This window comes from Streptomyces sp. NPDC056061, from assembly GCF_042266885.1.
Taxonomy (GTDB): Bacteria; Actinomycetota; Actinomycetes; order Streptomycetales; family Streptomycetaceae; genus Streptomyces.
Genome location: NZ_JBHJWQ010000016.1, coordinates 43,962 through 67,365, shown reverse-complemented (window position 1 = coordinate 67,365; position 23,404 = coordinate 43,962). Strand labels below are relative to the sequence as shown.

21 protein-coding genes, 2 tRNA genes and 1 pseudogene are annotated in these 23,404 nt (G+C 71.1%); 10 read left to right on the top strand and 14 right to left on the bottom strand.

The genetic code is table 11. The features are described 5' to 3' along the window. Positions 1 to 10: 10 nt before the first annotated feature. From ehuB to ACFC79_RS22380, 7 genes are all read left to right on the top strand, one after another. Positions 11 to 913, top strand: coding sequence for an ectoine/hydroxyectoine ABC transporter substrate-binding protein EhuB (gene ehuB, locus ACFC79_RS22410; protein WP_376242709.1), 903 nt, complete (start codon positions 11 to 13; stop codon positions 911 to 913). Between the two features lie 19 nt (positions 914 to 932). Next, on the top strand, positions 933 to 1,673 hold the full coding sequence (gene ehuC / locus ACFC79_RS22405; RefSeq protein ID WP_376242707.1) for an ectoine/hydroxyectoine ABC transporter permease subunit EhuC: 741 nt from the start codon (positions 933 to 935) through the stop codon (positions 1,671 to 1,673). Continuing rightward, a complete protein-coding gene (gene ehuD / locus ACFC79_RS22400) occupies positions 1,670 to 2,311 on the top strand; it encodes an ectoine/hydroxyectoine ABC transporter permease subunit EhuD (RefSeq protein WP_376242705.1) in 642 nt (213 codons plus the stop codon). The genes ehuC and ehuD overlap by 4 nt, the downstream gene beginning before the upstream one ends. Then, positions 2,301 to 3,164 carry an ectoine/hydroxyectoine ABC transporter ATP-binding protein EhuA gene (gene ehuA, locus ACFC79_RS22395; RefSeq protein ID WP_376242703.1) on the top strand — a complete coding sequence of 288 codons (864 nt, stop codon included), beginning with the start codon at positions 2,301 to 2,303 and terminating at the stop codon, positions 3,162 to 3,164. The genes ehuD and ehuA overlap by 11 nt, the downstream gene beginning before the upstream one ends. Positions 3,165 to 3,330: 166 nt before the next feature. Then, entirely contained in the window at positions 3,331 to 4,089 is a 759-nt protein-coding gene (locus ACFC79_RS22390) for an IclR family transcriptional regulator (RefSeq protein ID WP_376242701.1), read from the top strand. A 130-nt stretch (positions 4,090 to 4,219) separates the two neighbouring features. Next, positions 4,220 to 4,293, top strand: a tRNA-Lys gene (locus ACFC79_RS22385). 131 nt (positions 4,294 to 4,424) lie between these two features. Then, a complete protein-coding gene (locus ACFC79_RS22380) occupies positions 4,425 to 5,942 on the top strand; it encodes an MFS transporter (protein WP_376242699.1) in 1,518 nt (505 codons plus the stop codon). 233 nt (positions 5,943 to 6,175) lie between these two features. Here ACFC79_RS22380 and ACFC79_RS22375 read toward each other — a convergent pair whose 3' ends face one another. From ACFC79_RS22375 to ACFC79_RS22365, 3 genes are all read right to left on the bottom strand, one after another. Continuing rightward, positions 6,176 to 6,766: a lytic polysaccharide monooxygenase gene (locus tag ACFC79_RS22375; protein WP_376242697.1), complete on the bottom strand. Its 591-nt coding sequence runs from the start codon at positions 6,764 to 6,766 to the stop codon at positions 6,176 to 6,178. Positions 6,767 to 6,920: 154 nt separating this feature from the next. Continuing rightward, positions 6,921 to 8,807: an SPFH domain-containing protein gene (locus ACFC79_RS22370; protein ID WP_376242695.1), complete on the bottom strand. Its 1,887-nt coding sequence runs from the start codon at positions 8,805 to 8,807 to the stop codon at positions 6,921 to 6,923. Continuing rightward, positions 8,716 to 10,188 (bottom strand): peptidoglycan-binding protein, encoded by a 1,473-nt coding sequence (locus ACFC79_RS22365; protein ID WP_376242693.1) that lies wholly within the window; start codon positions 10,186 to 10,188, stop codon positions 8,716 to 8,718. The genes ACFC79_RS22370 and ACFC79_RS22365 overlap by 92 nt, the downstream gene beginning before the upstream one ends. A 184-nt stretch (positions 10,189 to 10,372) precedes the next feature. On the opposite strand from ACFC79_RS22365, the gene ACFC79_RS22360 reads away from it, so the two are divergent. Further along, positions 10,373 to 10,446, top strand: a tRNA-Lys gene (locus ACFC79_RS22360). Between the two features lie 443 nt (positions 10,447 to 10,889). Here ACFC79_RS22360 and ACFC79_RS22355 read toward each other — a convergent pair. Both ACFC79_RS22355 and ACFC79_RS22350 read right to left on the bottom strand, forming a co-directional pair. Further along, positions 10,890 to 11,624, bottom strand: a complete 735-nt coding sequence (locus tag ACFC79_RS22355) for an ABC transporter permease (protein ID WP_376242691.1) — start codon at positions 11,622 to 11,624, stop codon at positions 10,890 to 10,892. 2 nt (positions 11,625 to 11,626) lie between these two features. Continuing rightward, positions 11,627 to 12,568 (bottom strand): ABC transporter ATP-binding protein, encoded by a 942-nt coding sequence (locus ACFC79_RS22350; protein ID WP_376242689.1) that lies wholly within the window; start codon positions 12,566 to 12,568, stop codon positions 11,627 to 11,629. 107 nt (positions 12,569 to 12,675) lie between these two features. Between ACFC79_RS22350 and ACFC79_RS22345 the strand changes: the two genes are divergently transcribed. Together ACFC79_RS22345 and ACFC79_RS22340 are read left to right on the top strand one after the other, a co-directional pair. Beyond that, entirely contained in the window at positions 12,676 to 13,890 is a 1,215-nt protein-coding gene (locus tag ACFC79_RS22345; RefSeq protein ID WP_376242687.1) for a sensor histidine kinase, read from the top strand. A 115-nt stretch (positions 13,891 to 14,005) separates the two neighbouring features. Then, the gene (locus tag ACFC79_RS22340) at positions 14,006 to 14,668 is read left to right on the top strand and encodes a response regulator (protein WP_376242685.1); all 663 of its coding nucleotides are present in this window, start codon (positions 14,006 to 14,008) and stop codon (positions 14,666 to 14,668) included. A gap of 200 nt (positions 14,669 to 14,868) precedes the next feature. On the opposite strand, the gene ACFC79_RS22335 is transcribed toward ACFC79_RS22340, so the two are convergent. From ACFC79_RS22335 to ACFC79_RS22295, 9 genes and pseudogenes are all read right to left on the bottom strand, one after another. Next, complete coding sequence (locus ACFC79_RS22335) at positions 14,869 to 15,585, bottom strand: class F sortase (RefSeq protein ID WP_376242683.1); 717 nt, start codon at positions 15,583 to 15,585, stop codon at positions 14,869 to 14,871. A 1-nt stretch (position 15,586) separates the two neighbouring features. After that, the gene (locus ACFC79_RS22330) at positions 15,587 to 16,192 is read right to left on the bottom strand and encodes a hypothetical protein (protein WP_376242681.1); all 606 of its coding nucleotides are present in this window, start codon (positions 16,190 to 16,192) and stop codon (positions 15,587 to 15,589) included. 110 nt (positions 16,193 to 16,302) lie between these two features. Continuing rightward, the gene (locus ACFC79_RS22325) at positions 16,303 to 17,091 is read right to left on the bottom strand and encodes an HAD-IIA family hydrolase (RefSeq protein ID WP_376242679.1); all 789 of its coding nucleotides are present in this window, start codon (positions 17,089 to 17,091) and stop codon (positions 16,303 to 16,305) included. Positions 17,092 to 17,404: 313 nt separating this feature from the next. Continuing rightward, positions 17,405 to 18,466 carry a 2-aminoethylphosphonate ABC transporter substrate-binding protein gene (locus tag ACFC79_RS22320; RefSeq protein WP_376242677.1) on the bottom strand — a complete coding sequence of 354 codons (1,062 nt, stop codon included), beginning with the start codon at positions 18,464 to 18,466 and terminating at the stop codon, positions 17,405 to 17,407. Positions 18,467 to 18,647: 181 nt separating this feature from the next. Next, positions 18,648 to 19,436, bottom strand: a complete 789-nt coding sequence (locus ACFC79_RS22315; RefSeq protein ID WP_376242676.1) for an ABC transporter permease — start codon at positions 19,434 to 19,436, stop codon at positions 18,648 to 18,650. Then, positions 19,423 to 20,373 carry a 2-aminoethylphosphonate ABC transporter permease subunit gene (locus ACFC79_RS22310; protein ID WP_376242674.1) on the bottom strand — a complete coding sequence of 317 codons (951 nt, stop codon included), beginning with the start codon at positions 20,371 to 20,373 and terminating at the stop codon, positions 19,423 to 19,425. The genes ACFC79_RS22315 and ACFC79_RS22310 overlap by 14 nt, the downstream gene beginning before the upstream one ends. Further along, positions 20,366 to 20,761, bottom strand: a pseudogene (locus ACFC79_RS22305) (TOBE domain-containing protein); the annotation flags it as partial. The pseudogene ACFC79_RS22305 and the gene ACFC79_RS22310, both read right to left, overlap by 8 nt. Before the next feature lie 266 nt (positions 20,762 to 21,027). Beyond that, positions 21,028 to 21,798, bottom strand: coding sequence for a GntR family transcriptional regulator (locus ACFC79_RS22300; RefSeq protein ID WP_376242672.1), 771 nt, complete (start codon positions 21,796 to 21,798; stop codon positions 21,028 to 21,030). Positions 21,799 to 21,932: 134 nt separating this feature from the next. Continuing rightward, the gene (locus ACFC79_RS22295; protein ID WP_376242670.1) at positions 21,933 to 23,324 is read right to left on the bottom strand and encodes a hypothetical protein; all 1,392 of its coding nucleotides are present in this window, start codon (positions 23,322 to 23,324) and stop codon (positions 21,933 to 21,935) included. Positions 23,325 to 23,404: the final 80 nt, after the last annotated feature.

Genomic DNA, 23,404 nt, shown 5'->3' with positions numbered 1-23,404 from the left:
TTCACGAACCATGGCTGTTTTCCCCGACCTGTCCCGCAGGGGCTTCCTCAACCGATCGGCGGCGGTGGGCGGCCTGCTCGTCGTCCCCGGGCTGCTGTCCGCGTGCAGCAAGACCGGTGCCGGTTCGGCGGACGGTGCGGGGGCCCTCGACAAGCTCCGCAAGCAGGGTTTCGTGCGGGTCGCGTACGCCAACGAGGCCCCGTACGGCTACATGGAGGGCAAGCAGCTCAAGGGCGAGGCGCCGACCCTGCACCGGGAGATCTTCAAGGCGCTCGGCGTCGACGAGCTGAGGCCCACCCTCTCCGAGTGGGACGGCCTGGTCCCCGGACTCCAGGCGGGCAAGTACGACGTGGTCAGCGCCGGTATGGCGATCACCCCGGAGCGCTGCGCCAACGCCATCTTCTCCGAGCCCGAGTTCATCTCGCCGACCGCGCTGATGGTGCGGAAGGGCAACCCGAAGAAGGTCACCGACCTGCCGTCCGCGAAGGCCGCCGACATCACCGTCGGCGTGATGTCGGGCGCCGTCGAGGGGAGGTACGCCGAGGGCGCCGGTATCGCCAAGGACCGGATCAAGACCCTGCAGAAGCCGCAGGACGGAGCCGACGCGGTCAAGGGCGGCCGGATCGACGCGTTCCTGCTCACCGGCATCTCGCTGCGCTGGCTGGCGAAGACCAACCCGGAGACCGAGGTCACCGAGGCGTTCGTGCCGGAGCTCGACGGCACGAAGCAGTACAGCCCGGGCGGCGCGGTCTTCCGCACGGGCAACGAGGACCTGCGGGACGCCTTCAACCGCGAGTTGAAGAAGATCGTCTCGGACCGGTCGCGCTATGTGGAGCTGCTCCGGGAGTACGGCTTCGGGGCGACCGAGCTCCCGCCGGCCACCCTGAAGACGGCCGATCTGTGCAAGGGCTGACGGGGACGGGACACACCGCATGAGTGACTTCTTCTCCGCCTTCCTCGACGATCTGCCACAACTGCGCTCGGGGCTGTGGGTGACCCTCCAGGCCACCGTCCTCGGCGCGTTGCTCGCACTGGTCCTGTCGTTCGTCCTGGGCCTGATGTCGGTCAGCCGACTGCTGGTGGTGCGCGGCGTCTCGCGCGTGGTCGTGGAGTTCTTCCGCGGCACCTCGCTCTACATCCAGCTGTTCTGGTTCTACTACGCGATGCCGCCGCTGACGGGGTACGAACTGACGCCGCTGCTCTGCGGGGTCGTCGCCTTCGGCCTCAACTACGGTGCGTACGGCGCGGAGGTGGTGCGCGGGGCGATCGGCTCCGTGCCGCGAGCCCAGTACGAGGCGGCCGTCGCACTGAACATGACGCCGCTGCACCGGATGCGGAAGGTGATCCTTCCGCAGGCGTGGGTGCAGATGATCCCGTCGTTCACCAATCTGCTGATCCAGCTGCTGAAGTGCACCCCGCTGCTGTGGCTGATCTCGGCGGCCGACCTGATGACGGTGGTCCAGCAGCTGCGCGATCGCACGGGCGAGACGCTCACCGCGTACCTGACCCTGCTGGTCGCCTACTTCGTCCTCGCCTACGCGCTCACCCTGCTGATGAACCTGCTGGAACGCGGCGCCAAGCGGCGGCTCGGCATGCCGACCGGTGCGGGCTCGCTGCTGCGCAGCCGCAGCGCCGGCCAGACCGTGACGCCGACCACCGGAGGTGCCGGATGAACGGCTTCGACTGGAACGCGGTCGGGGACGCCCTGCCACTGCTGCTCCACGGCTTCCGGGTCACCCTGCTCGCGACGGTGCTCGGCACCCTGGTCGCCGTGGTGCTCGGGCTGGCGATCGCCGTCGCCGGACGGGCTCCGAGCCGGTTCGTGACGGTACCGGTGCGAGTCCTGACGGAGTTCGTCCGGTCCACTCCACTGCTCGTCCAACTCGTCGGTGCGGCAGCCCTGTTCACCTCGGTGGAACCGCTGACCATCGGCATCGTGGTGCTGGGAATCCACTATGCCGCGTACACCTCCGAGGTGTACCGCGCCGGGATCGACGGTGTGCCGAAGGGGCAGTGGGAGGCATGCCGGGCGCTGTCGCTGCCGGCCCGGCGGACCTGGCAGGCGGTGATCCTGCCGCAGGCGGTGCGCAACGTGCTGCCCGCCCTCGGCAACTACGCGATCGCGATGTTCAAGGAGACCCCGTTCCTCGCCGTGATCACGGTGCAGGAGATGGTCTTCGAGGCCCGGAAGTACGGCGCCGACCACTTCGCGTACACCGAGGCGATCACGCTCGCCGGTGTGATCTTCCTGATCGCGAGCTACCCGACCTCGCTGCTGATGAGAAAGCTGGAGAAGCGTCTTGGCCACTGAACCCCTCCCCCTGCAGAAGACGGCGACCGCGGGCCCCGAGTCCGTCACCGCGGGCGCCGGCGCGGAAGCCGGTGCCGCGCGGACCGGCCATCCGCTGGTCCGCTTCGACGACGTCGTGAAGCGGTACGGTGACCACGTCGTCCTGGACCGGCTGAACTTCTCGGTCGCGCGCGGCGAGCACGTCACCTTGATCGGCCCCAGCGGCTCCGGCAAGACCACGATTCTGCGGCTGCTGATGACGCTGGAGAAGGTCAGCGACGGCGTGATCTGGGTGGACGGCAGCCCGCTGTCCCACACCCGGGCGTCCGACGGATCACTGAGGCCGGCGACCGAGAGGCATCTGCGCGAGGCCCGCAGGAAGATCGGCATGGTCTTCCAGCAGTTCAACCTCTTCCCCAACATGAAGGTCCTGCAGAACATCACCGAGGCCCCGGTCAACGTGCTGGGCATGGACCGCGACGAGGCGGAGTCCCGCGCCCGGGAGCTTCTCGACCTGGTCGGACTCGCGGGCAAGATCGACGCCCACCCCTCGCAGCTCTCCGGCGGGCAGCAGCAGCGGGTGGCGATCGCCCGCGCGCTGGCGATGCGGCCGGAGATCCTGCTGCTGGACGAGGTGACCTCGGCGCTCGACCCGGAACTCGTCGCGGGTGTCCTCGAATTGCTCGGCGACATCGCCCGGAACACCGACATCACCATGCTCTGCGTGACCCATGAGATGGGCTTCGCCCGCGACGTATCGGAAACCGTGCTGATGTTCGACTCCGGACGCGTTGTCGAATCCGGCCCGCCGGAGAAAATCTTCTCCGATCCGGAGCACGAACGTACGCGCGATTTCCTCGCCGCAGTGCTGTGACCTCGCTACTTTTCGCGTGTCAATGACACTGGCATATGCCGGACACATGCGCCCCTGCTCATGAGGCTGGGGCGCATCGTCCCATTGTCAACTATCGCCCCGAATCGGCCGCGTGACAGCTATCGTGAGGGCAAAGCTTGCGGTCACAACCTGACAGGGGGACGCCGTGACGTTGAAGCCCGAACCGACCGCACCGTTCCCTTTGGTGCAGTACGCCCTTCGCGTTCTCGAAACGGTCTCCGGACACGGCGACGGCATCACGGACGCCCAGATCTCCCGGGAGACGGGACTGCCCCTCGGGCACCTGACCTCCCTGCTGCTGACACTGCGCCGTGAGGGATACGTCGAGCAGATAGCCGACGGGGCCTACGTCATCGGCGCGTCCCTGCTGCTCCTCGGCTCCGGCGCGGCCCGCAAACAGGCCCTGGAGGAGAGACTCCAGCGCTTGCTGGCGCAGCTGCGCGACTCGGTCGGCGCGGCGGTCTACATCAGCCGGTACGTCGACGGCGAGGTCCGGGTCACGCAGTACGCCGACGGGCCCCTCACCCCCGCGGTCAACGAGTGGGTGGATTTCCGGTCGTCCGCGCACGCCTCGGCGGTCGGCAAGTGTCTGCTGGCCCAGCTCGACCGGGACGGCCGCCGCGACCACCTCTCGCGGCACAAGACACCCCGGCTCACCTCGCGGACGATCACCGACGAGAAAGCCCTCTTCTCCAGGCTCGACAGCCAGCCGGCGACCGTCCCGATGCTCGACCTCCAGGAGTACGCGGTCGGAACCGTATGCGCCGCGGTGCCGCTGACGGCCGGGGCGTCGGCGGGATGCCTTGCACTGTCGCTCCCGATCCAGGACGCGTATCGCCTGCGCGAGGCGGCGGACACGCTGAACCGGCAGGCGGCACCCGTACTGCTGTCGCTGGCGCTCTGAGTCGCGCCCCAGCGGGTCCGGTCGCGCCGGACCGACCGGGCTTCGCGCACCACTTTCTCCCGATTTCTGCCGATTCGCGACCGGTGTCATCAGCACCCGCCGGAAGCAGGTATGATTTTCGAGTCAGCAGGCGCCGCTAGCTCAGTTGGTTAGAGCAGCTGACTCTTAATCAGCGGGTCCGGGGTTCGAGTCCCTGGCGGCGCACAGGCAACGAGCGAGGCGGTTCACGTACACACGTGAACCGCCTCGCTCGTTTTTTGCTGCCCAACGAGATGTACGAACGTTTTACACATCCGTACTAGACAACTGTTTTATACAGCCGTACATTCTCGGGCATGACGAACACCACGAGCACCACCGCCGAGCGCGGCCACCTCGCCGGTCGCCGGGAATGGACCGCCTTCGTGGTCCTTCTGCTGCCCCTTCTCCTCGTCTCGATGGACGTCTCCGTCCTCTTCTTCGCGATCCCCGCCATCGACCGGGACCTCGCCCCCAGCGCCACTCAGCAGCTCTGGATCTTCGACGTGTACGCCTTCGCCCTGGCCGGCCTGCTGATCACGATGGGGGCGCTCGGCGACCGGATCGGACGTCGCAGGCTGCTGCTCCTCGGCGCGTTCGCGTTCAGCGCCGCGTCGGTCGCGGCCGCCTACGCCACCAGCCCCGGCATGCTGATCGCGGCCCGTGCGGTGCTCGGGATCGGCGGCGCGACGCTGATGCCGTCGACGATGGGACTCGTGCGGAACATGTTCCGTGACGAGCGGCAGCGCAGCCGTGCCATCGGCATCTGGTCGGGTGCCATGGCCGGCGGAATCGCGCTCGGCTCGGTGCTCAGCGGAGTCATGCTGGAGCACTTCTGGTGGGGTTCGGTCTTCCTGATCAACGTGCCCGCGATGGTGCTGCTGCTGGGCCTGGTGCCGGTGCTGGTCCCGGAGTACAAGGACCCGAACCCCGGACGGTTCGACTTCCTGAGCGTGCCGCTGTCGATGGGGGCCGTGCTGCCCGTCGTCCACGGGGTCAAGGAGAGCGCCGCGCACGGGCTCGACGTGTCCCGCGCACTGATCGTCGTGGCCGGTCTGCTCGTCGGGCTGCTCTTCGTCCGTCGTCAGCGCGGTCGCGGCGACGCGATGATCAGCCGGGAATTGTTCCGCGACCGCGGCTTCGGGGCCGGAATCGGGCTGAACGCACTGGCGTCCTTCGCCATGATGGGCTCCTCCTTCTTCACCACGCAGTACCTGCAGTCGGTGCTCGGCATGAGCACGATGGAGGCCGCGCTGTGGAGCCTGGCCCCGTCGCTGGCGGTCGGGGCCGCAGCACCGACGGCCACGGCGATCGCCCAGCGCACCGGCCGGGTCCGCGTCATCTGCGCCGGATTCCTGATCGCCGCCGCCGGATTCTCCGTCCTCGCCCTGACCGGTACGGATTCGCTGGTGCTGCTGCTGGCCGGATGCGCCGTGATGAGTTGCGGCATCGTCACCGTCATGGCCCTCGTCTCGGACCTCGCCCTGTCCACCGCCCCGCCGCACAGGGCGAGTTCGGCGGCCTCGCTGCTGGAGACCGGCCAGGAGTTCGGCGGCGCGATGGGGATGGCCCTGCTGGGCGCGGTGGCCACGGCGGTCTACACCGCGGACATGCCGGGGGCGGCTCCGACGGACGCCCGCAAGACACTGGCGGGCGCGGTGGCCACCGGGGACGACTCGCTGATCGCCGCCGGGCGGGACGCCTTCGTGCACAGCATGCGCTACGCCTCGGTCGCGGGGTCCGCGCTGCTGCTGGTGGGGGCGGCGCTGACCGTGGTCCTGCTCCGCCGCAGGTCCGCGGTGGCTGACCGCAGTGAACTGGCACTGACGAGCTGACGAGCCGACGGGAGTTCGCCGCGGGGAACGGCAGCACGGGACGGGCGGGCGGCGGGACCGGAATCGGTTCCCGCCGCCCGCCCGTCATGTCCGTGGGCACCCCGGGCCGCGTCCTCGAAACTGCGTCGTCCGGGGGCATCCCTGGCGCCGCGGCGGGCCGCCGCCGGTCGCGACACCGGGTGCGGGCCGCCGCCCGCCGTCCCACGAGGAGGCGCGCGTCGACCCGCCGTTCGTCAGAACTTCACGTCGGAGCAGGCGTAGAACGCGTTCGCCGTGTCGGCGACGTTCCAGACGCTCAGAATGATGTGCTTGCCCGTCTTCTGCGTGGGGATGGTGCCCTGCTGGGTCAGGGTCGCCGGGGGCTGCTTGCCGCCGTACGGCACCGTCATGAAGGGCTGCGGCTCCAGGTCGGCCCTGGTGAGCGGCTTGGTGGGGTCCCAGCCGTCCTTGGTGATGTAGTAGCGGAAGTCCGAGGTGGCGTGGCGGGCGGTGAACTGCCACCGGAAACTGAAGCCCTGACCTGCCGTCACATTCGTGGCGGGCCAGTTGCCGCCGCGCGGGTCGTCGAGCTGGGCGAACTCGCCGTGACCGGCCGAGCAGATCTTCCCGTCGGCCGGGCCCGCCGCCGGGAAGCCCTTCGGGCCCTCGACGCTCTGCGGCTCCCACTGGATGTTCCCACAGCCCGTCACCGTGCCATTGGCACAGAGCTTCTGACGGCTGATCGGGTTGTCGGTGTAGCCGTGGCTGCTGGCGCTGCTCGTCGCGAACATCGAGGCGCCCGCGATCGCCAGGCCGACCACGGCCACACTTGCCCTTTTACGCATTGCTGTCGCTCCTCAAGAACGGGGGGAGGTTCCATGAGCCTGCTGCGCGCGTACTGCGGTCTAGACCAAGACTTAGATTATTGACGGGAAATGAACATGTCCAGACCAATGGGAGCAGGATTCCGTTTCCCCCGCCGGTGGCCCCCGGGACCCGTCAGGCCCCCTCCCCACCTCCGCGCCCGGTGTAGAACGCCACCGTCAAGTCCTTGACCAGTGCCTTTCGTTCGTAGTCGTCGAGTTCCACGATGCCGCGTTCGGTCAACCGGTTGACCGTGTCGTCCACCGCGTCAACAACCGAAGTCAGGACACTGTCGCGCTGCTTGGCGTCGATGGCCGCGATCCGGCACCGCTGCATGGCCGCGGCGACCTCCGGCGCGTACTCGATCCCGGTCGGCTGTGCCGAGTACACCTCGATGCCGACCGGCACGCAGTCCGCCTTCAGCATCCGGGTCAGCGCGTCCCCGACCGCCTCCACGTTGCGCAGGGTGTGCGCGTCCTCGTGGAAGGCGTCGGCGGGCAGTTGTGAGAGGACCCGGGCCATCGCCGCCTCGACCTGCTCGCGCAGGTACGTCTCGTGATCCGCGACCCCGAGCACCGCCCGTGCGGTGTCCTTGGTCCGCCACACCACCAGGACGACGACGCGCAGCGCCGTGCCGTTGGCGTCCACGGCGGGGAGCGGTTCGCTGCGCCAGTGCCGCAGGCGCACGTCGACCCGGCGGCGCAGCAGCAGCGGGCTGATCCACATGAGCCCGGTCCGCCGCACGCTCCCCCGGTACTCGCCGAAGAGGGTCAGCACCCAGGCGTACCCGACGCGTCCGCGGCTCAGTCCGCCGATCGCGAGGAGCACCAGTGTCGCGAGCGCGGCCAGTGCCACCCAGGCGCCGAGGCCGACGCCCTGGTACGGCCGCGAGTCGATGCCGAGCCGGGTGAGCACGGGGACGGGGAACGCTCCGATCCACCAGAGGACGGCCGCGGCGGCGGCGGTCCCGATCAGCCCGGTGAGCACCGCCACCCAGCCGGGCAGCGCGGGCCCCGACCGCTCGGTGAGCCGTGGGTCGCCGAGCGGTGCCGGCCGGGTCGAGGGCTGCACCTGCGGCCCCCTGGGTACGGGCGGTCGCCGCGTCCCCGCCTCGGCCCCCGTGCCGCGGGTGCCCCGTAGCGGCATGTCGCCGGGGAGCGTCGCGTCGGCGCCCTCGGAATCCCCGCGGAAGAGCAGGTGGACGGGGATGGACGCGGCCCCCTCACGGCCGATGACCAGGCGGCGCGTACCGGCCCCCGCCGGAGCGATGCCGGACCCCGCGGCACCACGAGCCCGCTCGACGCCACCGGGGCCCCGGTCGGCGGTGTCCCGTGGCCGGGAGGGGGACGGCAGCGGCGACGACGGCAGCGGGAGCGTGGACGGGTGCGGGAGTTCGGAAGCGCGCCCCGCGCGGGAACCGGCCGCGGCCCGCACCGGCGTGCCCGGCGCGAACGCGGCGTCCGGCGCCGAGCCCCCGGCGGACGCACCGTCCGCCGCCGGGACGGGACCGGCCGCGGCACCGCCGACCGGGACCGACACCGAGGTCGCGCCGAGTGCGGTACCGGTGTCCTCACCCGGGACCAGGTCCAGCACGAGGTCGACCACGGCGTCCGGCCCGGCGCCCGGTCCCGTGTCCGCGCCCGATCCCGTGTCGGCGTCCGGAGCCGTACCCGTGCCCACGGGCGCGCCCGCAGCCGCAGCCGATTCCCGCACCGCTGCCGCGCCCCGACCCGGTCCCGTACCGTCATCCGCCGTCGTGTCCGGTCGGGGGCCGCCATGCCCCTCGTCCCGGTCCGTGCCCCGCCCGTCCACCACTGTCCGATCCCGCATCCGCGCTGCCTCCCGCTCCTTCGCGCCCCTTTCGTTTTCCGTCGTTCCGGAGCTGTCCGGCACCGTGGAACCCATTCCCGCCTCCGTCATTTCCGTCTTCTCACGAGAAGAGCCGCCGCCAGGTCTCCGGACCGGGGTAGCCGTCGGCCGACGCGCCCCGCCAGCCCTGGGCCCGCTGGAATGCCTCGACATTGCGCCGGTCCGCCTCGCCCCACCGGGGCCCCGGGCCCGACTGGTAGTACGTGCCGTACCCCTTCTTCACCAACTGCCTGCCGAGCAGGTCGATATGACTGTTGGACTGTCCGGGCCGGAAAAGCCCCCGCCCGGGGAACGCAGAACTCGAATTCGACCCACCGTTGCCCCCGCCGCCCCCTCCGGAGGCGGAAATGTCGTGACCGGTGCCGCCGGTCAGGAGGCGCCAGGTGTCGGGCCCCGGGATGCCGTCCGCCTCCTCGCCCTTCCAGCCCTGGGCCTTCTGGAACGCCTGGGTGGCCTTCCGGTCCGCGTCGCTCCAGACCGGACCGGGACCCGTCGTGTAGAAGCGCCCGCCGCCCCGCTCCACGAGCATCTGCCCGAGCCGGGTGACGTACGTGTTGTTGGCGCCGGAACCGAACTTCCCGGCGCCCGGGAACGTGGTCGACGAACCGCCGCCACCGCTGCCGCCGCCGCCGAGCCCCTTGTAGCGGTAGGCGACGTAGCTGCCGGAGTGGGACCAGTACGCCATGGGCGTCGTCTGCTTGCGGGTGTGCGGCTTCGTCTGCTCGTACGCCGTGTAGTGCGTGTGCGTGTGGTCGGTCCAGCCGCCGAAGATCGTGACGTGCGAGCCCTTCCCCGGATCGGCCGGGTTGTGGAAGAGGAGGATGTCGCCGGGTTGCAGGTCCTTGCGCGCGATCCGGGTGCCGTAGCGGGCGAGGCTGCCCGTCCACTCGTTGCCGGGCAGGTTCCAGGCCATCGACACGAAGCCGGAGCAGTCCTGCCGGTACCCGTCGGACCAGTACTTCGTCATGCTGTACGGAACCTGCGCGGAGACCCACTTCTTCGCCCGGTTGATGATCGCGGTCCGAGTGGTCCCGCGCAGCGCGGACATGGTGCTCATGGACGACGCCGGCCCCGCGGCCCCGGTCTCCCGCACCGGCCCCGGCATACCCTGCGGAGTGTCTGTGCCCGTGTCTGCGTCTGTGCCTGTGTCTGTGTCTGTGTCTGTGCCCGTGCCTATGCCTGCGTCCGTGCCCGCGTCCGCCTCGGTCCGGTCGAACGGGCCCGACTCCTCGACGGGGTCCACCGGCCCCCCCGGCTCCGGCGCGGCCACCGAGGCCGCCACCTCGTCCGGTCGCGCGGTTCCGGTCGGCCCCACCCCCCGGTCGCCCGGCGCCTCGACCGCATCGGCTACTCCGGCGCTCAGCACCACACCGGCCGCGGTGGCCAGCACCAGCACACGACGCGCCCCATGGGCGGCCGGATGACCTCCGTCCCGCACGGGCAGGAACCCGGCGGCGGCCCTCCGCTGCGCGGCGCACCCCGCGCAGGCACAGTCGACAGTGGGTACATACTCCTCGAAAGCCGGCACAGTCATGCGACTCCCCTCCGCATTCGTCAATATCTTTGGGCGCATCTGCACGGGCGTCAGTGTCTCAACCCTTATGACATATCGCATTTTGACGGATAGGAGTGAAAAAACGACCATCCGACAGGCCGTGACGAGCGGGAAATGGTCGGGAGCACACCCCGTCTTCGGGTAGAGTTCTCCAGGTCAGCAGGCGCCGCTAGCTCAGTTGGTTAGAGCAGCTGACTCTTAATCAGCGGGTCCGGGGTTCGAGTCCCTGGCGGCGCACGCAGAGTCAAGGCCCCCTCACCATGTGTGAGGGGGCCTTGTTCGTATGCGAGGGCGGCCCCGTACACCGCCCCCGCGGGGCCGACGGTCATCGGGGCAGAGGCCGGCCGACCCGTCCGGTGCCGCGTCCGGCACCGCAGCACGTCACCCTTCACCGCACCGGACCTTCCGCGCCAACCGAACTGACACGTCGGTCAGTTGGGGCACTCCGGTGGTCCGCCGGGCGGGGTGCGGGCCCCGCCCGGCGCCGCAACACATCGACTCCGAGCGGGGTTCCGCACCAGGCGACCTGCGGGTTCGTGATCGTCTCCGGGCGTTCGCAGAGGTCCCGCAGCTGGTCATCGATGAGAGCCGCAGCCCGGACAGTGGTGACGGGCCCCGCACACAGTGTGCTTTCTCACAGGCCGCCGTGCGCCGGACGCGCGTGTCGGCCACCGCGGTTGTCAGGCGTCGCGTCGCCTCACCGACCACCAACCGCCCAGGAGCGCGACCACCGCCCACAGCGCCGTCACGGCGAGACCCGTCCAGGGGTCGAGACCTCCCACCGGGGTCTGGTGCAGGACTTGTTGGCCGGCACGGTCGGGAAGATAGCCGGCGGCGCCCTCGGCGACGTCCCCGACCACGAAGGACACGATCAGAATGAACGGGACGAGCAGGCTGAGCGTCGCGACGGCGCTGCGCAGCAGGAAGGTGAGACCCGTGGCGAACAAGGCCATCAGAGCGAGGTAGATCCCGCCGCCGACGCAGGCCCGCAGCGCTCCCGGCTCGTCGAGGTCGATGGCGTACTCCCCCAGGAACGCCTGGCCCGTGAAGAAGGTGGCGAACGCGGTGACGATTCCGACGACGAAGGCGGTGACGGCCACGATCGCCGTCTTGGCCGCGTAGAAGAGGCCCCGGCGCGGCACGGCCGACAGGGATATCCGCAGGGCACCGCCCGCGTACTCGGAGGAGACGGCGGTGGCCCCGAAGGCGATCGCGGCGATCTGCGCGAAGTTGATCGCGTAGAAGGCTCCGAAGACCGGGTCCTCGCCGCCTTCCGCCTCCGCCCGGCCCACGGTGGCGAAGACGAGCAGGGTGATGGCCAGCGTGGCGGCGAAGATCGCGAGGAGCGATCCGAAGCTCGCCCGGACCGACCTGATTTTGATCCACTCGGAGTGGAATACCGCGGGAACGGACATGGTCAGGCCTCCTGTGGGGCGGTCGGGGACGCGGGAGTCGCGGCGGTGAATTCGGCCTCGGCCGTCGTGAGGGCGAGGTATGCCTGCTCCAGCGAGGCGCGTTCGTCGGTGAGTTGGAGGACGGGGACGCCCTCGCGGGCGGCGATGGCCCCGATCTGTTCGGCCGTGGCGTCGTCGACCACCCATCGGCCGTCGCCGTCCTCCGCGATCGTGTGTCCCTGGGCCACCACCGCGGCCCGCAACCGACGCGGGTCACTGGTGCGTACGCGTACCCGTGGGTGGCTGTGCTGTTCGATGAAGTCCTCCGTCGGGATGTCGGCGAGGAGTCGGCCCCGGCCGAGGACGACGAGATGGTCGGCGAACGCGGCGGTCTCGTTCATCAGGTGGCTGGAGACCAGGACCGTGCGGCCTTCACGGGCGAGCCGGCGCAGAAGGTGACGGATCCAGATGATCCCTTCCGGGTCGAGGCCGTTGGTGGGCTCGTCCAGCATGAGGACGGGCGGATCCCCGAGCAGCGCAGTGGCGATGCCGAGCCGCTGGCGCATGCCGAGCGAGAAGGTCTTGATGCGGCGGTGTGCGACGGCGGTGAGGCCGGTCTCCTGGAGGACGTCGTCCACGCGGCGTGCCGGGAGGCGGTTGCTGACGGCGAGGAAGCGCAGATGGTCACGGGCGGTGCGGGAACCATGGGCCGCCTGCGCGTCCAGGAGGGCGCCGACCGTCCGCAGGGGCTCGTCCAGTGTCGCGTAGGGGCGGCCGCCGAGCGTGGCGGTGCCGGAGGTGGGGCGGTCGAGGCCGAGGACGAGTCGCATGGTGGTGGACTTGCCGGCGCCGTTGGGGCCGAGGAAACCGGTGACCCGGCCCGGTTCGACGCTGCACGTCAGGCGGTCGACGGCCCGGGTGTCGCGGTACTCCTTGGTGAGCTCTTTGACGTCGATGCTGGTCATGGACTCAGCGTGGCCGGGAGAACGCGGGCGGACATCCCCCGGCCGAGGAGAGCGTCTCCCCCGCACGGGGGAGACGGCCGTCCCCGCCGTTCTGGCACGATGACGGCATGCCGGGCATCCTGCTGCCGCTGACACGTGCAGTGACCTACACCCGCTGGCTGCACCTGCTGGTGGGGGCGATCGTGCCGCTCGCCTGCGCCATGGTCCATCCGGGGCTGAGCGACACGTCGCCGCGCGACTGGTTGCTGATCGCGGCGCTTCCCGTCACTCTGGCCCCGGTCGCCGCCCTGGTGCCGTCGGTCCGTCATGCGGAGGGGCTCCAGGCGCGGTTGATGCTGTTTCCCGGGCCGCACGCACGTGTGAGGAACGCCGAGGACCCCGGCATCTCCACCGTTTTCTCCGGCTCGTGGACCGACTGGGGCAGGACCGGTGCCTGGCTGGTGCTGCGTATGGAAGCGGGGCTCGCCGTCGCGCTGGTGACCAACGGGTTGATGGCGCTCGCGCTGTCGCTCGCCGGGGCGGCCGTCGGGGATCCCGGCGTCGCCGACTCGTTCATGCCGGTCACGGGTTCGGGCTGGGCGTACGGCCTGTTGGTACCGGTACCCCTGCTGGTGCTGGTCATGGTGGCCGCCGGCGCGGGTGCGCTCATGGCCCGTGCCGCTCGCCGGCTCCTCGGGCCGTCGGTCGAGGAACGGCTTGCCGAATTGGAGAAGCGCACCGAGCAACTGCTGGAACGCAACCACATCGCACGGGAGTTGCACGACACCCTCGGCCACGCACTCACCCTGGCCGTGGTGCAGGCGGGTGCCGCCCGGGCGGCGGGCGACCCGGATTTCACCGACCGAGCGCTGGAGGCCATCGAGGAGACGGGGCGGGCCGCACTGGAGGACCTGGACCGGGTCCTGCTCGTACTGCGCGAGACGGGGCAGCCGGTCGGTGCGCGTCCGGCTCTCGACGAGGCGGACCGTCTGCTGGATTCCGCGCGGTCCTCGGGTGCGCAGGTCGACGCCGAGGTGACCGGACCGTTGGAGCACCTTCCGGGGCCGATCTCCCGCGAGGCCTACCGGATGCTCCAGGAGGCCCTCACCAACGTGCTGCGGCACGCGGGTCCCGTCCGCATCGGCGTGCGCATCGCCGTCGAGGAGGCGCGGCTGCGGCTGGAGGTGCACAACCCGCTGCCCGCGCAGGCACCGATGGCCGACATGGGCGGTGGCAGAGGGCTGCGCGGAATCCGTGAGCGTGCCGCGCTGCTCGGCGGAAGCGCCCGGGCGGGCCGGGACGACGGCCACTGGCTGCTGCAAGTCGATCTGCCGCTGCGGTGATCCGAGGGGCGGGCAGCAGGCGCCCGTCGAGGAGCGGCGTGGGATGCGTGCTGCGGGACAGCCCGTGAGCGCCCGTGCCGGTCAGGGGCTGCGGAACGGGCCGTAGGCTGACCGGGTGCCACTCACTGTTCTCCTTGTCGACGACGAGCCGCTCGTGAGGGCGGGGCTGCGCGCCGTGCTGGGGGCTCAACCGGACATCGACGTGGTGGGCGAGGCCGCCGACGGGGCCGCCGTGATCCCCTTGGTGCGGCAACTGCGCCCCGATGTCGTCGTCATGGACGTGCGCATGCCGCTGATGGATGGCATCGAGGCCACCCGGACGGTGCTGCGCACGGTGGCGGACCCGCCGAAGATCGTGGTGGTGACCACCTTCGAGAACGACGAGTACGTGTACGGGGCGTTGCGCGCGGGCGCCGACGGTTTCCTGCTCAAGCGGGCGCGTCCGGCGGAGATCGTGCACGCCGTACGGCTGGTGGCCGAGGGCGACTCCCTGCTGTTCCCGGCGGCGGTGCGGCAGTTGGCGTCCTCCTACGGCCGGGACCACGGCAACGCCGCGGCCCGGACCGCCATGGAGCGTGCCGCGCTGACCGAACGCGAGGGCGAGGTGCTGCGTCTCATGACGCGAGGTCTGTCGAACGCGGAGATCGCCGCCCGCATGGTGGTGGGGACCGAGACCGTCAAGTCGCACGTGAGCTCCGTACTGGCGAAACTCGGCGCACGGGACCGCACCCAGGCGGTCATCGCGGCATACGAGTCCGGCTTCGTCTCTCCGGGCTGAGGGCCGGGTGGTGAGCGGCGCGACGGCCTGTGGACCGTCCACCGCCGCCCACCGCGCGGCCGCGTCCGGGTCCGCATCGTGCCCGGCGACCGCATCCGGTGTGCCGTAGGGCGCCTCCGCCTCCGGCCGACGCGCCCCGCCGTCGGCAGGGCGGTCCGCCGCGGCTCCGGCGCCCGGGAACGGGGACGGCGCCGACGGAGTCAGGATCTGCCGTGCGTCCCGGACCGCTCGCCGGTCAGATAGGCGGAGACGATCACATTGGCGTCGTAGGAGTGGGACGCCCGGTCGTAGGTGCCGCCGCAGGTGATCAGGCGGAGTTCCGCGCGACCGTTCCTGCGGGGGCCGTATGCCTTGTCGGCGTCGAAGCGTTGCCGGGTGAGGACCTGGACGTCGTCGACGGTGAACTCGACGACGCTGCCGTCGGTCCGGGTCACCTCGACCCTGGCACCGGGGCGGGTCGCACTCAGCCCGTAGAAGACGGCCGGTCTGGTCTCGGTGTCGACGTGGCCGACGAGGAGGGCGGGGCCCTTGGCGCCGGGCCGGGTGCCGCCGCCGTACCAGCCGACGGTCCGGGGCTCGTCGAAGGGCAGCGGCTCGACCGCCCCGTCCGTGTCCAGGCCGCGGGCGACCACGGGTGCCTCGACGCCGATCGACGGGATCTCGATCCGCTGCGGCGCGACGCCCTCGACCGGGGCGTGCGGCGGCGGCAGGGGAACGCCCAGGGGGCGGCCCACTGCCGCGATGTCACCGGTCGTGGGGGCGGAGCCGACGCCGGTGCCGTCGGCGATGTCCCGGCCCCAGAGCCACAGGCCCAGCAGCAGGACGGCCCAGGCCACCCCGGCGAGCAGCCGGCCGTGCCCCGGGGAGGGCGGTGGAGCCGGTGCCGCGGCGCCCGTGGGGCGGTCGGGGGCGGGCACGTCAGTCCGCCGCCGGGCGGCGGCGTCGCGCGGCGCCGCGGAACGCGACGGCGACGACCGCGACGGCGGCCAGGGCCAGGCCGATCACGGCGTGCACGGCACCGGGGCCGCTCTGCCGGGTCTCCTGGTCGGTGAGGACGGAGGTGCCGCCGCCGCCCGCACGGACCGGGGCGAGCGGGGTTGCCGCGTCGCGGTCGACGACCGTGACCGTGCCGGAGATCCCGGCAGCGGTGTCGTCGCTGCAGACGATGCGGATCTCGTGGTCGCCCGGCGAGGCGTCGGGGCCGATCCGGGCGTGTGCGACGAGGCCGCCGCCGTCGGCGGCGGGCGCGAAACGCGCCTCGGAGGCGAGGGCGTCGGAACTGCCAGTGGCCTCCTCGCCCTCGCAACCGTCCAGCCCCAGGGCGATCTCGCCCCCCGGGGCCGCGGAGGACGGAGTGACGGAGAGGGAACCGCGGGAGTCCGCCCCCCGGCCGGAATCGGTTCCGGTTCCGGTTCCGGTTCTGGAACCGGTACCGGGGCCGGATTCGGCAAGGGCGGCGGGGGCCGGTGTCAGAGTCGCCGCGACGACCGCGACGGAACAGAGCGTGAGGGATGTGGAACGCATCGTGAACCTCCTCGGATGAAAGGTTCGCGCGTGCTCCGGCGTTCCGCATCCGCAGCGGGGGCCGGGAGGGGCTCCGGGCGGTGCCCCTCCCGGCCGGTGTCCCGCCGGGTTCAGGCCTTGTCGACGAGGTCGACGAGATCGGCGATGGAGTCGACGACCGTGGACGGCCGGAAGGGGTACTTGTCGATATCGGCCACCGTGGTGAGTCCGGTGAGGACCAGGAAGGTCTGCATGCCCGCCTCCAGACCGGCCAGTACGTCGGTGTCCATCCGGTCGCCGATCATGGCGCTGGACTCGGAGTGGGCGCCGATCGCGTTCAGCCCGGTGCGCATCATCAGCGGGTTGGGCTTGCCCGCGAAGTACGGGGCCTTGCCGGTCGCCTTGGTGATCAGGGCGGCCACGGACCCGGTGGCGGGCAGCGGCCCCTCGGCGGACGGGCCGGTCTCGTCCGGGTTGGTGCAGATGAACCGGGCGCCGCCGTTGATCAGCCGGATCGCCTTGGTCAGCGCCTCGAAGCTGTAGGTGCGGGTCTCGCCGAGGACCACGTAGTCGGGCTCGTGGTCGGTGAGGACGTAGCCGATGTCGTGCAGGGCGGTGGTGAGCCCGGCCTCGCCGATGACGTACGCCGTGCCGCCGGGCCGCTGGTCGTCCAGGAACTGGGCGGTGGCCAGGGCGGAGGTCCAGATGTTCTGCACGGGCACGTCGAGGCCCATGCGGTCGAGGCGGGCGTGCAGGTCACGGGCGGTGTAGATCGAATTGTTCGTGAGGACCAGGAAGGGCATCCCCGAGTCCCGCAACCGCTTGATGAAGGCGTCCGCCCCGGGGATCGGGGTCCCCTCGTGGATCAGGACTCCGTCCATGTCGGTGAGCCAGGATGAGATCGGCTTGCGCTCTGCCATGTGTGGAACTCCTGCCGTACGCCGTGTGCGGGGACGCCGGCGGCACCGCGTTGTGCAGCGCCGACGCCCCCGATTTTAGAGCGTGTGTTCCGGCGCTCCGGTTTCGTCCCGCACTGCGGGCGGGCGCCGCCCGACCTGCCACCACCCGGCCACCACCCGACCGGCGAACGACCGGCGAGCGACCGGGCGAGCGGACGACCGGACGGGCAGCCGGCCGGGCGGACGGACGGCTGGGCGGACGGACGGCTGGGCGGACGGACGGCTGGGCGGACGGACGGCTGGGCAGTGGCCGGGCCGGTGTCAGCTGCCGGTGTCAGCTGCCGGTGGCCGACTTCCAGGCGCCGACGTAGGTGTCCAGGTTGGTGCCGATGTCCGACCAGTCGGGCCGGAAGACCTCCACCCCCTGCGTCAGCTTGGCGAGCTCGACGGCATTGGCGTCGGTGGCCTCCACGTCCTTGCGGGCGGCGAAACCGCCGCCGACCGCGCTGACGTCCTTCTGGGCCTGCTCGGAGAGCATGAAGTCGAGCAGCTTCTTGCCGTTGTCGCTGTGCGGGGCCTTGTCGACGAGGCCGGCCGCGTACGGCAGGGCGAACGTGGTGGGCTTGCCGCCCTGCTTCGCCGGGAACCAGATGCCGAGGTTCGGCATCTCCTTGGACTGGGCGAAGTTCATCTGCACGTCACCGTTGGCGATGTGCAGCTCGCCCTTGTCGACCTTGGGCGCGAGCTTGCCGGTGGACGCGGACGGACCGACGTTGTTGGCCTGGAGCTTCTTCAGGTACTCCATCGCCGGCTCCTTGCCGCCGAAGTCGTGCATGGCCTCGATGAGCACGGCCGTGCCGTCGCCGGCGACCCCGGGGGTGGAGTACTGGATCTTGTTCTTGAACTTTCCGTCGAGCAGCTCCTCCCAGGTGGTGGGCGCCGACTTCAGTTCCTTCTTGTTGTAGATGAAGCCGAAGTAGTTGTTGACGACCGAGGTCCACTTGGAGTCGGCGGCCTTGTCGGCCCCGTCGACCTGGTCCGAGCCCTTCGGCGCGTACGCGGCCAGCAGGCCCTTGTCGTCGGCCTGCTGGATGAACGGCGGCAGCGTGATCAGCACGTCGGCCTGGGTGTTGGACTTCTCGCGGACGGCGCGCTGGACCATCTCGCCGGAGCCGCCCTCCACGTACTTGACCTCGATGCCGGTCTTCTTCTCGAAGTCCTTGAAGACCTTGTCGTACCAGCCGTCGCCGTTCTCGCCCTTGAGGCCGTCGGCACTGTAGACGGTGACCACCTTCTCGTCGGAGGCGGCCGAGGAGCCGCCGCACGCGGAGAGGGTGGCGGCGAGGGCGAGCGCACCGGTGACGGCGGCTATCGGCTTGAGGTGGCTCTTGCGCATGGCAGTCGGATCTCCTGGAAGTCGGCCGGGGAGCCGGCCGGAGTCGATACGGGGGTGTCGGTATGGATCGGGGGTGCCGACCGTGCGGCGCGGGGCCGGTGGTGCGACGGGGGACGCCGATGCCGGTGACGGGGATTCCGGCTGTGCGGCAAGGGGTGCCAACGGACGCGACGGAAGTACGTCAGCGGTACGAGGCCCTGGTCCGGATGCGGGAGACGCCGAGCAGCACGAGCAGCGTCGTTCCCATCAGGACCACGGCGACGGCCGCCCCGGTGAAGAGCGAACCGCGGTCGGTGGCCGCGAAAATCTGCACCGGAAGGGGCGTCCAGTCCGGCGGGTAGAGCATCATCGTGGCGCTCAACTCACCCATGGACAGCGCGAAACAGAGTCCCGCGGACGCCGTGAGGGACGGCAGCAGGAGCGGCAGCTTGACGCGCCACAGGACGTACGAGGGACGGGCGCCGAGACTGGCCGCCGCCTGTTCGTACATCGGGTCGAGACGCACTATTGCCGCCGAAACCGACGAATAGGCAAACGCCGTGACAAGAATGGTGTGCGCCAGGATCACGATCCAGCGCGTCCCGTTCAGCAGCATCGGCGGCTTGCTGAACGCCACAAGTACGGCGAGGCCCACGACGACGGACGGCACGGCGACCGGCAGCATGAACAGCGCGTCCAGCAGTCTCCTGCCCCGGCTGCGCAGCGAGGCGGCGGCGAGCGCGGCCCACGATCCGATGGTCAGGGCGAGCAGGCTGGCGGTGACTGCGGTGACCAGGCTGGTGGTCAGGGCCTGGAGGGAGTCGCCGCTGGTCGCCGCCGCGTAGTGGTGGCCGGTCGGTCCCGAGGGGAAGGCGCCGGACCAGTTGATGGCGAACGATGCGGCGAGGATGACCAGCAGCGGCAGCGCGAACAGCGGGACGAAGAACACGGCCCAGGTGGCCCACCTGCCCGTACGGCTATGCACCAACACGGCGGCTCACCATCCGATACAGACTGTAGAGACCCACGGAAATCGCGATGTTGACGACGGCGACGACGCAGGCGGCCGGGTAGTCGGACTCCAGGATCGCCTTGCTGTAGACGAGCATCGGCAGCGTCGTGACGCCCTTCGCGCCGGTGAACAGCACGATGCCGAACTCGTTCAGGCACATCACGAGAACGAGGCTGCCGCCCGCGGCGAGCGCCGGAAGCGCCTCGGGGAGGATCACCTGCCGCACGATCCGGGCCGGCTTCGCGCCCAGCGAGGACGCCACCTCCAGTTGCGCGCTGTCCAGTTGCGAGAACGCGGCGAGCAGCGGGCGCATGACGAACGGGGTGAAGTACGTGATCTCGGCGAGCAGCACGCCCCACGGGGTGGTGAGGAAGTCGAAGGGACCGCTCGACGCCCCGGTCACGTCCGTCCACACGCCGTTGGCCATGCCGACACTGCCGTAGATGAACAGCAGGGCGAGCGTGATCAGGAAGGACGGGAAGGAGAGGAAGACGTCGATGAACCTGGCGACCGCCCTGCCGCCGGGGAACGGCACGAACGCGATGACCACGGCCAGGACGAAGCCCAGCACCAGGCATCCGGCCGTCGAGGCGACCGCCAGCCAGACGGTGGTCGTCAGCGCCGAGCGGAACGACTCGGAGGCGAACACGTCGCCGTACGGGGCGAGCGAGGTGCCGCCCGTGTCCGGGCTGACGGACTGCTGGACGACGAGGGCCAGCGGGTAGAGGAAGACGAGGGCGAGCACGGCCACCGGCGGCAACGCCCAGACGAAGCGGGGGATGCCCCGCGCTCCGGTGCCGCGCCGGTCCTTGTCGACGTCGCCGTGCCCGGGTCGGCCCGTCCCGGATTCGGTGCGCCGGTCGTCGGTGGACGCGGCGGGTCCGGTACGCAGGGCCGTGGTCGTCGCGCTAGCCATGGGTCCCTCCCGCGGTTCCCGGGGCCGTTCCCGCGGGCAGCAGCACCGCGTCCTCGGGGGCGAAGTGCAGGGTGACCTTGTCGCCGAGCGCGGGGGTCTCGCGCAGTTCGCGCAGGTCGGCCTTGATCCGGTGCCCGTCGACGTCGACGTACAGGCGGTGGGTGGAACCGCGCCACTGGACCTCGACGATGGTGCCGTGCAGCGCGTTGGGTCCGTCGCCGAGCCCGACCAGGTGCGGGCGGACGCACAGGGTGGCGGTGGCACCGCGGGTCGCGTCGCCGGTCGCCACGTCGAGGACCCGGCCCGCGAAGTCGACGCCGCCGGTACCCGTGCCGGTGCCGGTGCCGGTGCCGGTACACGTGCCGTCGGTGACGGTGACCGGCAGCAAACGCTCCTCGGAGTCGGTGACCCGCAAGGATCGGCTCGGCAACGGGATGGTGAACCGGATCCCAAACTCGGCCTAGACCCGTTATGTTTTCGTTACCTTGCGGACGGAGTGGCCGACCGCCGTCCCGGCAGCCCGCCTGCCCGTGCGGGACCGTGGCCCCTGTGCCGTCGTCCGGGCGCCGTGACCCGAGCGTCATGACCCGAGTGCCGTGACCCGAGTGCCGTGACCCGGTCGTCGTCCGCGTGCCGTCGTCCGGACGCGTCGCGTCAGTGTCCGGCCTGGGGGCCGAGGCGCGTGGTGAAGGAGAAGCGGTCCCCGCGGAAGAGCGTGCGTACGCGTTCCAGCGGCGCCCCGGCCGTGTCGCGCGAGATCCGGTGCATCAGCAGCATGGGCAGGGCGGGCGGCGTACCGATGAGCAGCGCCTCGCGCGGCGTCGCGAGTACGGTTTCGATCCGCTCGTCCGCGTCACCGAAGGCGATCCCGAGCCGGTCTCGCAGATAGGCGTAGAAGGACGAGTCGGGGTCGAATTCCACGTCCAGGCGCGGCAGTCGGGCGACGGACACATAGGTGCTCTCCAGGCCGACCCGGTCGTCGTCGGCGAGCAGCACGCGTTCCAGGTGCCAGACCGGTTCGCCGCGCCCCACCCCGATATCGGCGGCCAGTGCCTCGGGGCAGGGAAACCGCTCCAGCCCGATGAGGTGACGGCCGGGAGTACGGCCCTGACGCCGCACCCCCTCCGTGTAGCTGGCCAGCGAGAGCGGCTGTTCCAGCTTGGGACCCGCGACGACGGTGCCGCGCCCCTGCCGGGCGAGCCGCCCTTCCAGCAGGAGTTCACGCAGCGCCTGGCGCACCGTCTCGCGCGAGACCTCGTAGCGCTCGGCGAGATCGCGTTCGGTGGGCAGCATGCCCCCCTCTCCCAACTCCTCTATGAGGAGGGATACACGGGCCTTGACCGCGTAGTACTTGGGAATACGGCCGTGCTCCGGGATGCCGGAGCGGATGGGGGCGCCAGGTGTCTGGTCGTGCGGGTAGTCCACGCCTGGATGGTGACAGACGGACATGAACACTCGCGGACGAACATGAACACCCGGGAACGGGCACCGCCCGATCTGGGGACGGACGCCTCCCGGTCGGGGACGGAAACCCCCGGATCGAGGACGAGTGCCCCGGGTCAGGAGCGCGGACGCCGGGCGCGACGTGACCAGACCACCGCAGCCCCTCCACCGAGCAGGAACCCGGCAACGGTGACGCCGGGATACGGCAGGCCGGCCGGCCCGGTGGTGGCCAGCTCGGGAACGGCATGCCCCGACTCCGGCGCCGATTCGGGCTCCGGCACCCGCTCGGGCGCCGCTTTCGTTTCCGGCGCCATTTCCTTTTTCGGCGCCGCAGTGCGGCCAGGCACGACCGGACGCACGGTGTCGCCGGTGACCGCGGGGGCACTGGGGCGGACGGAGTCGGTACGGGGCCGATCCGGAGACGGGCGGTCCTGAGACGGGCGGCCCGGAGACGGGTAATCCGAGGGCGAACGGTCCGAGGACGAACGGTCCGGAGACGGAAGCGGACGGGCGGCCCGGTCTGCACCACCGGCATCACCGCTATCCCCGGTACCCCCGGTATCACCAGTGCCACCGCCCTCCGCCGCGTCCGCCCTGCCCACCGCGTCCGCCGCATCCGCCTCACCGGCTCCGGTCCCACCCGTTCCGGTCCCACCCGTTCCGGTCTCGCCGCCGTCGCTCTCGCCGTCCCCGACGATGGCGAACACGTAGTCGTCGGAGTCCCCGACCCAGGCCCCGTCGTCCGCGCCCTTCCCGCCGTCGGACGTCGACAACCGCTGGACGATCGCCGCCCCGGCGGTGACCCTCCCCGGTCCGGTGTCGGAGGTGAAGGCCATCCGGATCCGGACGGTGACGGTACGGCCCGCGGGAACGGTGAAGCCGTCGAAGGAGTCGGCGTCACCGTCGAAGACACCGATGTGCTCGTCCTGATCCGTGGTCTCCCAGGCGACACGGTGCTCCATGTCGGGCCGACTGTCCTCGGAGAACACCAGCTGGATCTGTTCGTCGGTCAGCTTCCGTGCCTCGTCGACGAGAACGAGCACCGGGTGGATGGCCCGGCAGGTCTCGTCCGTGGTGTTGGTCAGGTCCAGGAACCAGGTCCCGTAGCCGCCGCCGGACGCATAGGTGTCCGGACCTCCGTGGATACGGGTCCTGATCGGGAATTCGTTCGCCTTCGCATCACCGCAGTCGGCTTGCCGGCCGGTGCTGGGGATGCCCGGTTCCGCGGCCGCGGCGGCCGACGACGCGTCGACGGCACGGGCGGCGGACGCACCGCCGAGGACGGCGGGCACCACACTCGCGGCCACCAGTCCCAGCGCCAACCCGTGCCGCTTCCGCCCGGCGTGCGGGGCCGCGTGCAGGGCCGCGTGCGCAGGCTCGGGAAGGGGCGGCGGCGAGGAAGGGCGCGCGGAGGCACCGGCCGCTCGGCCCCGTCCGGAACCGACAAGAAATCCGTACGCGAAGGGGGTGGCGGAAGGCTCGGCGGACGGGTACGGCGTGTGGGACATACGGGGTTCACCTTCGTTGAGCGCCGGACGGCCGACGTCCCCGCCGACCGCCCGGCGCTCCGGGCCGAGCGCTCCCACGG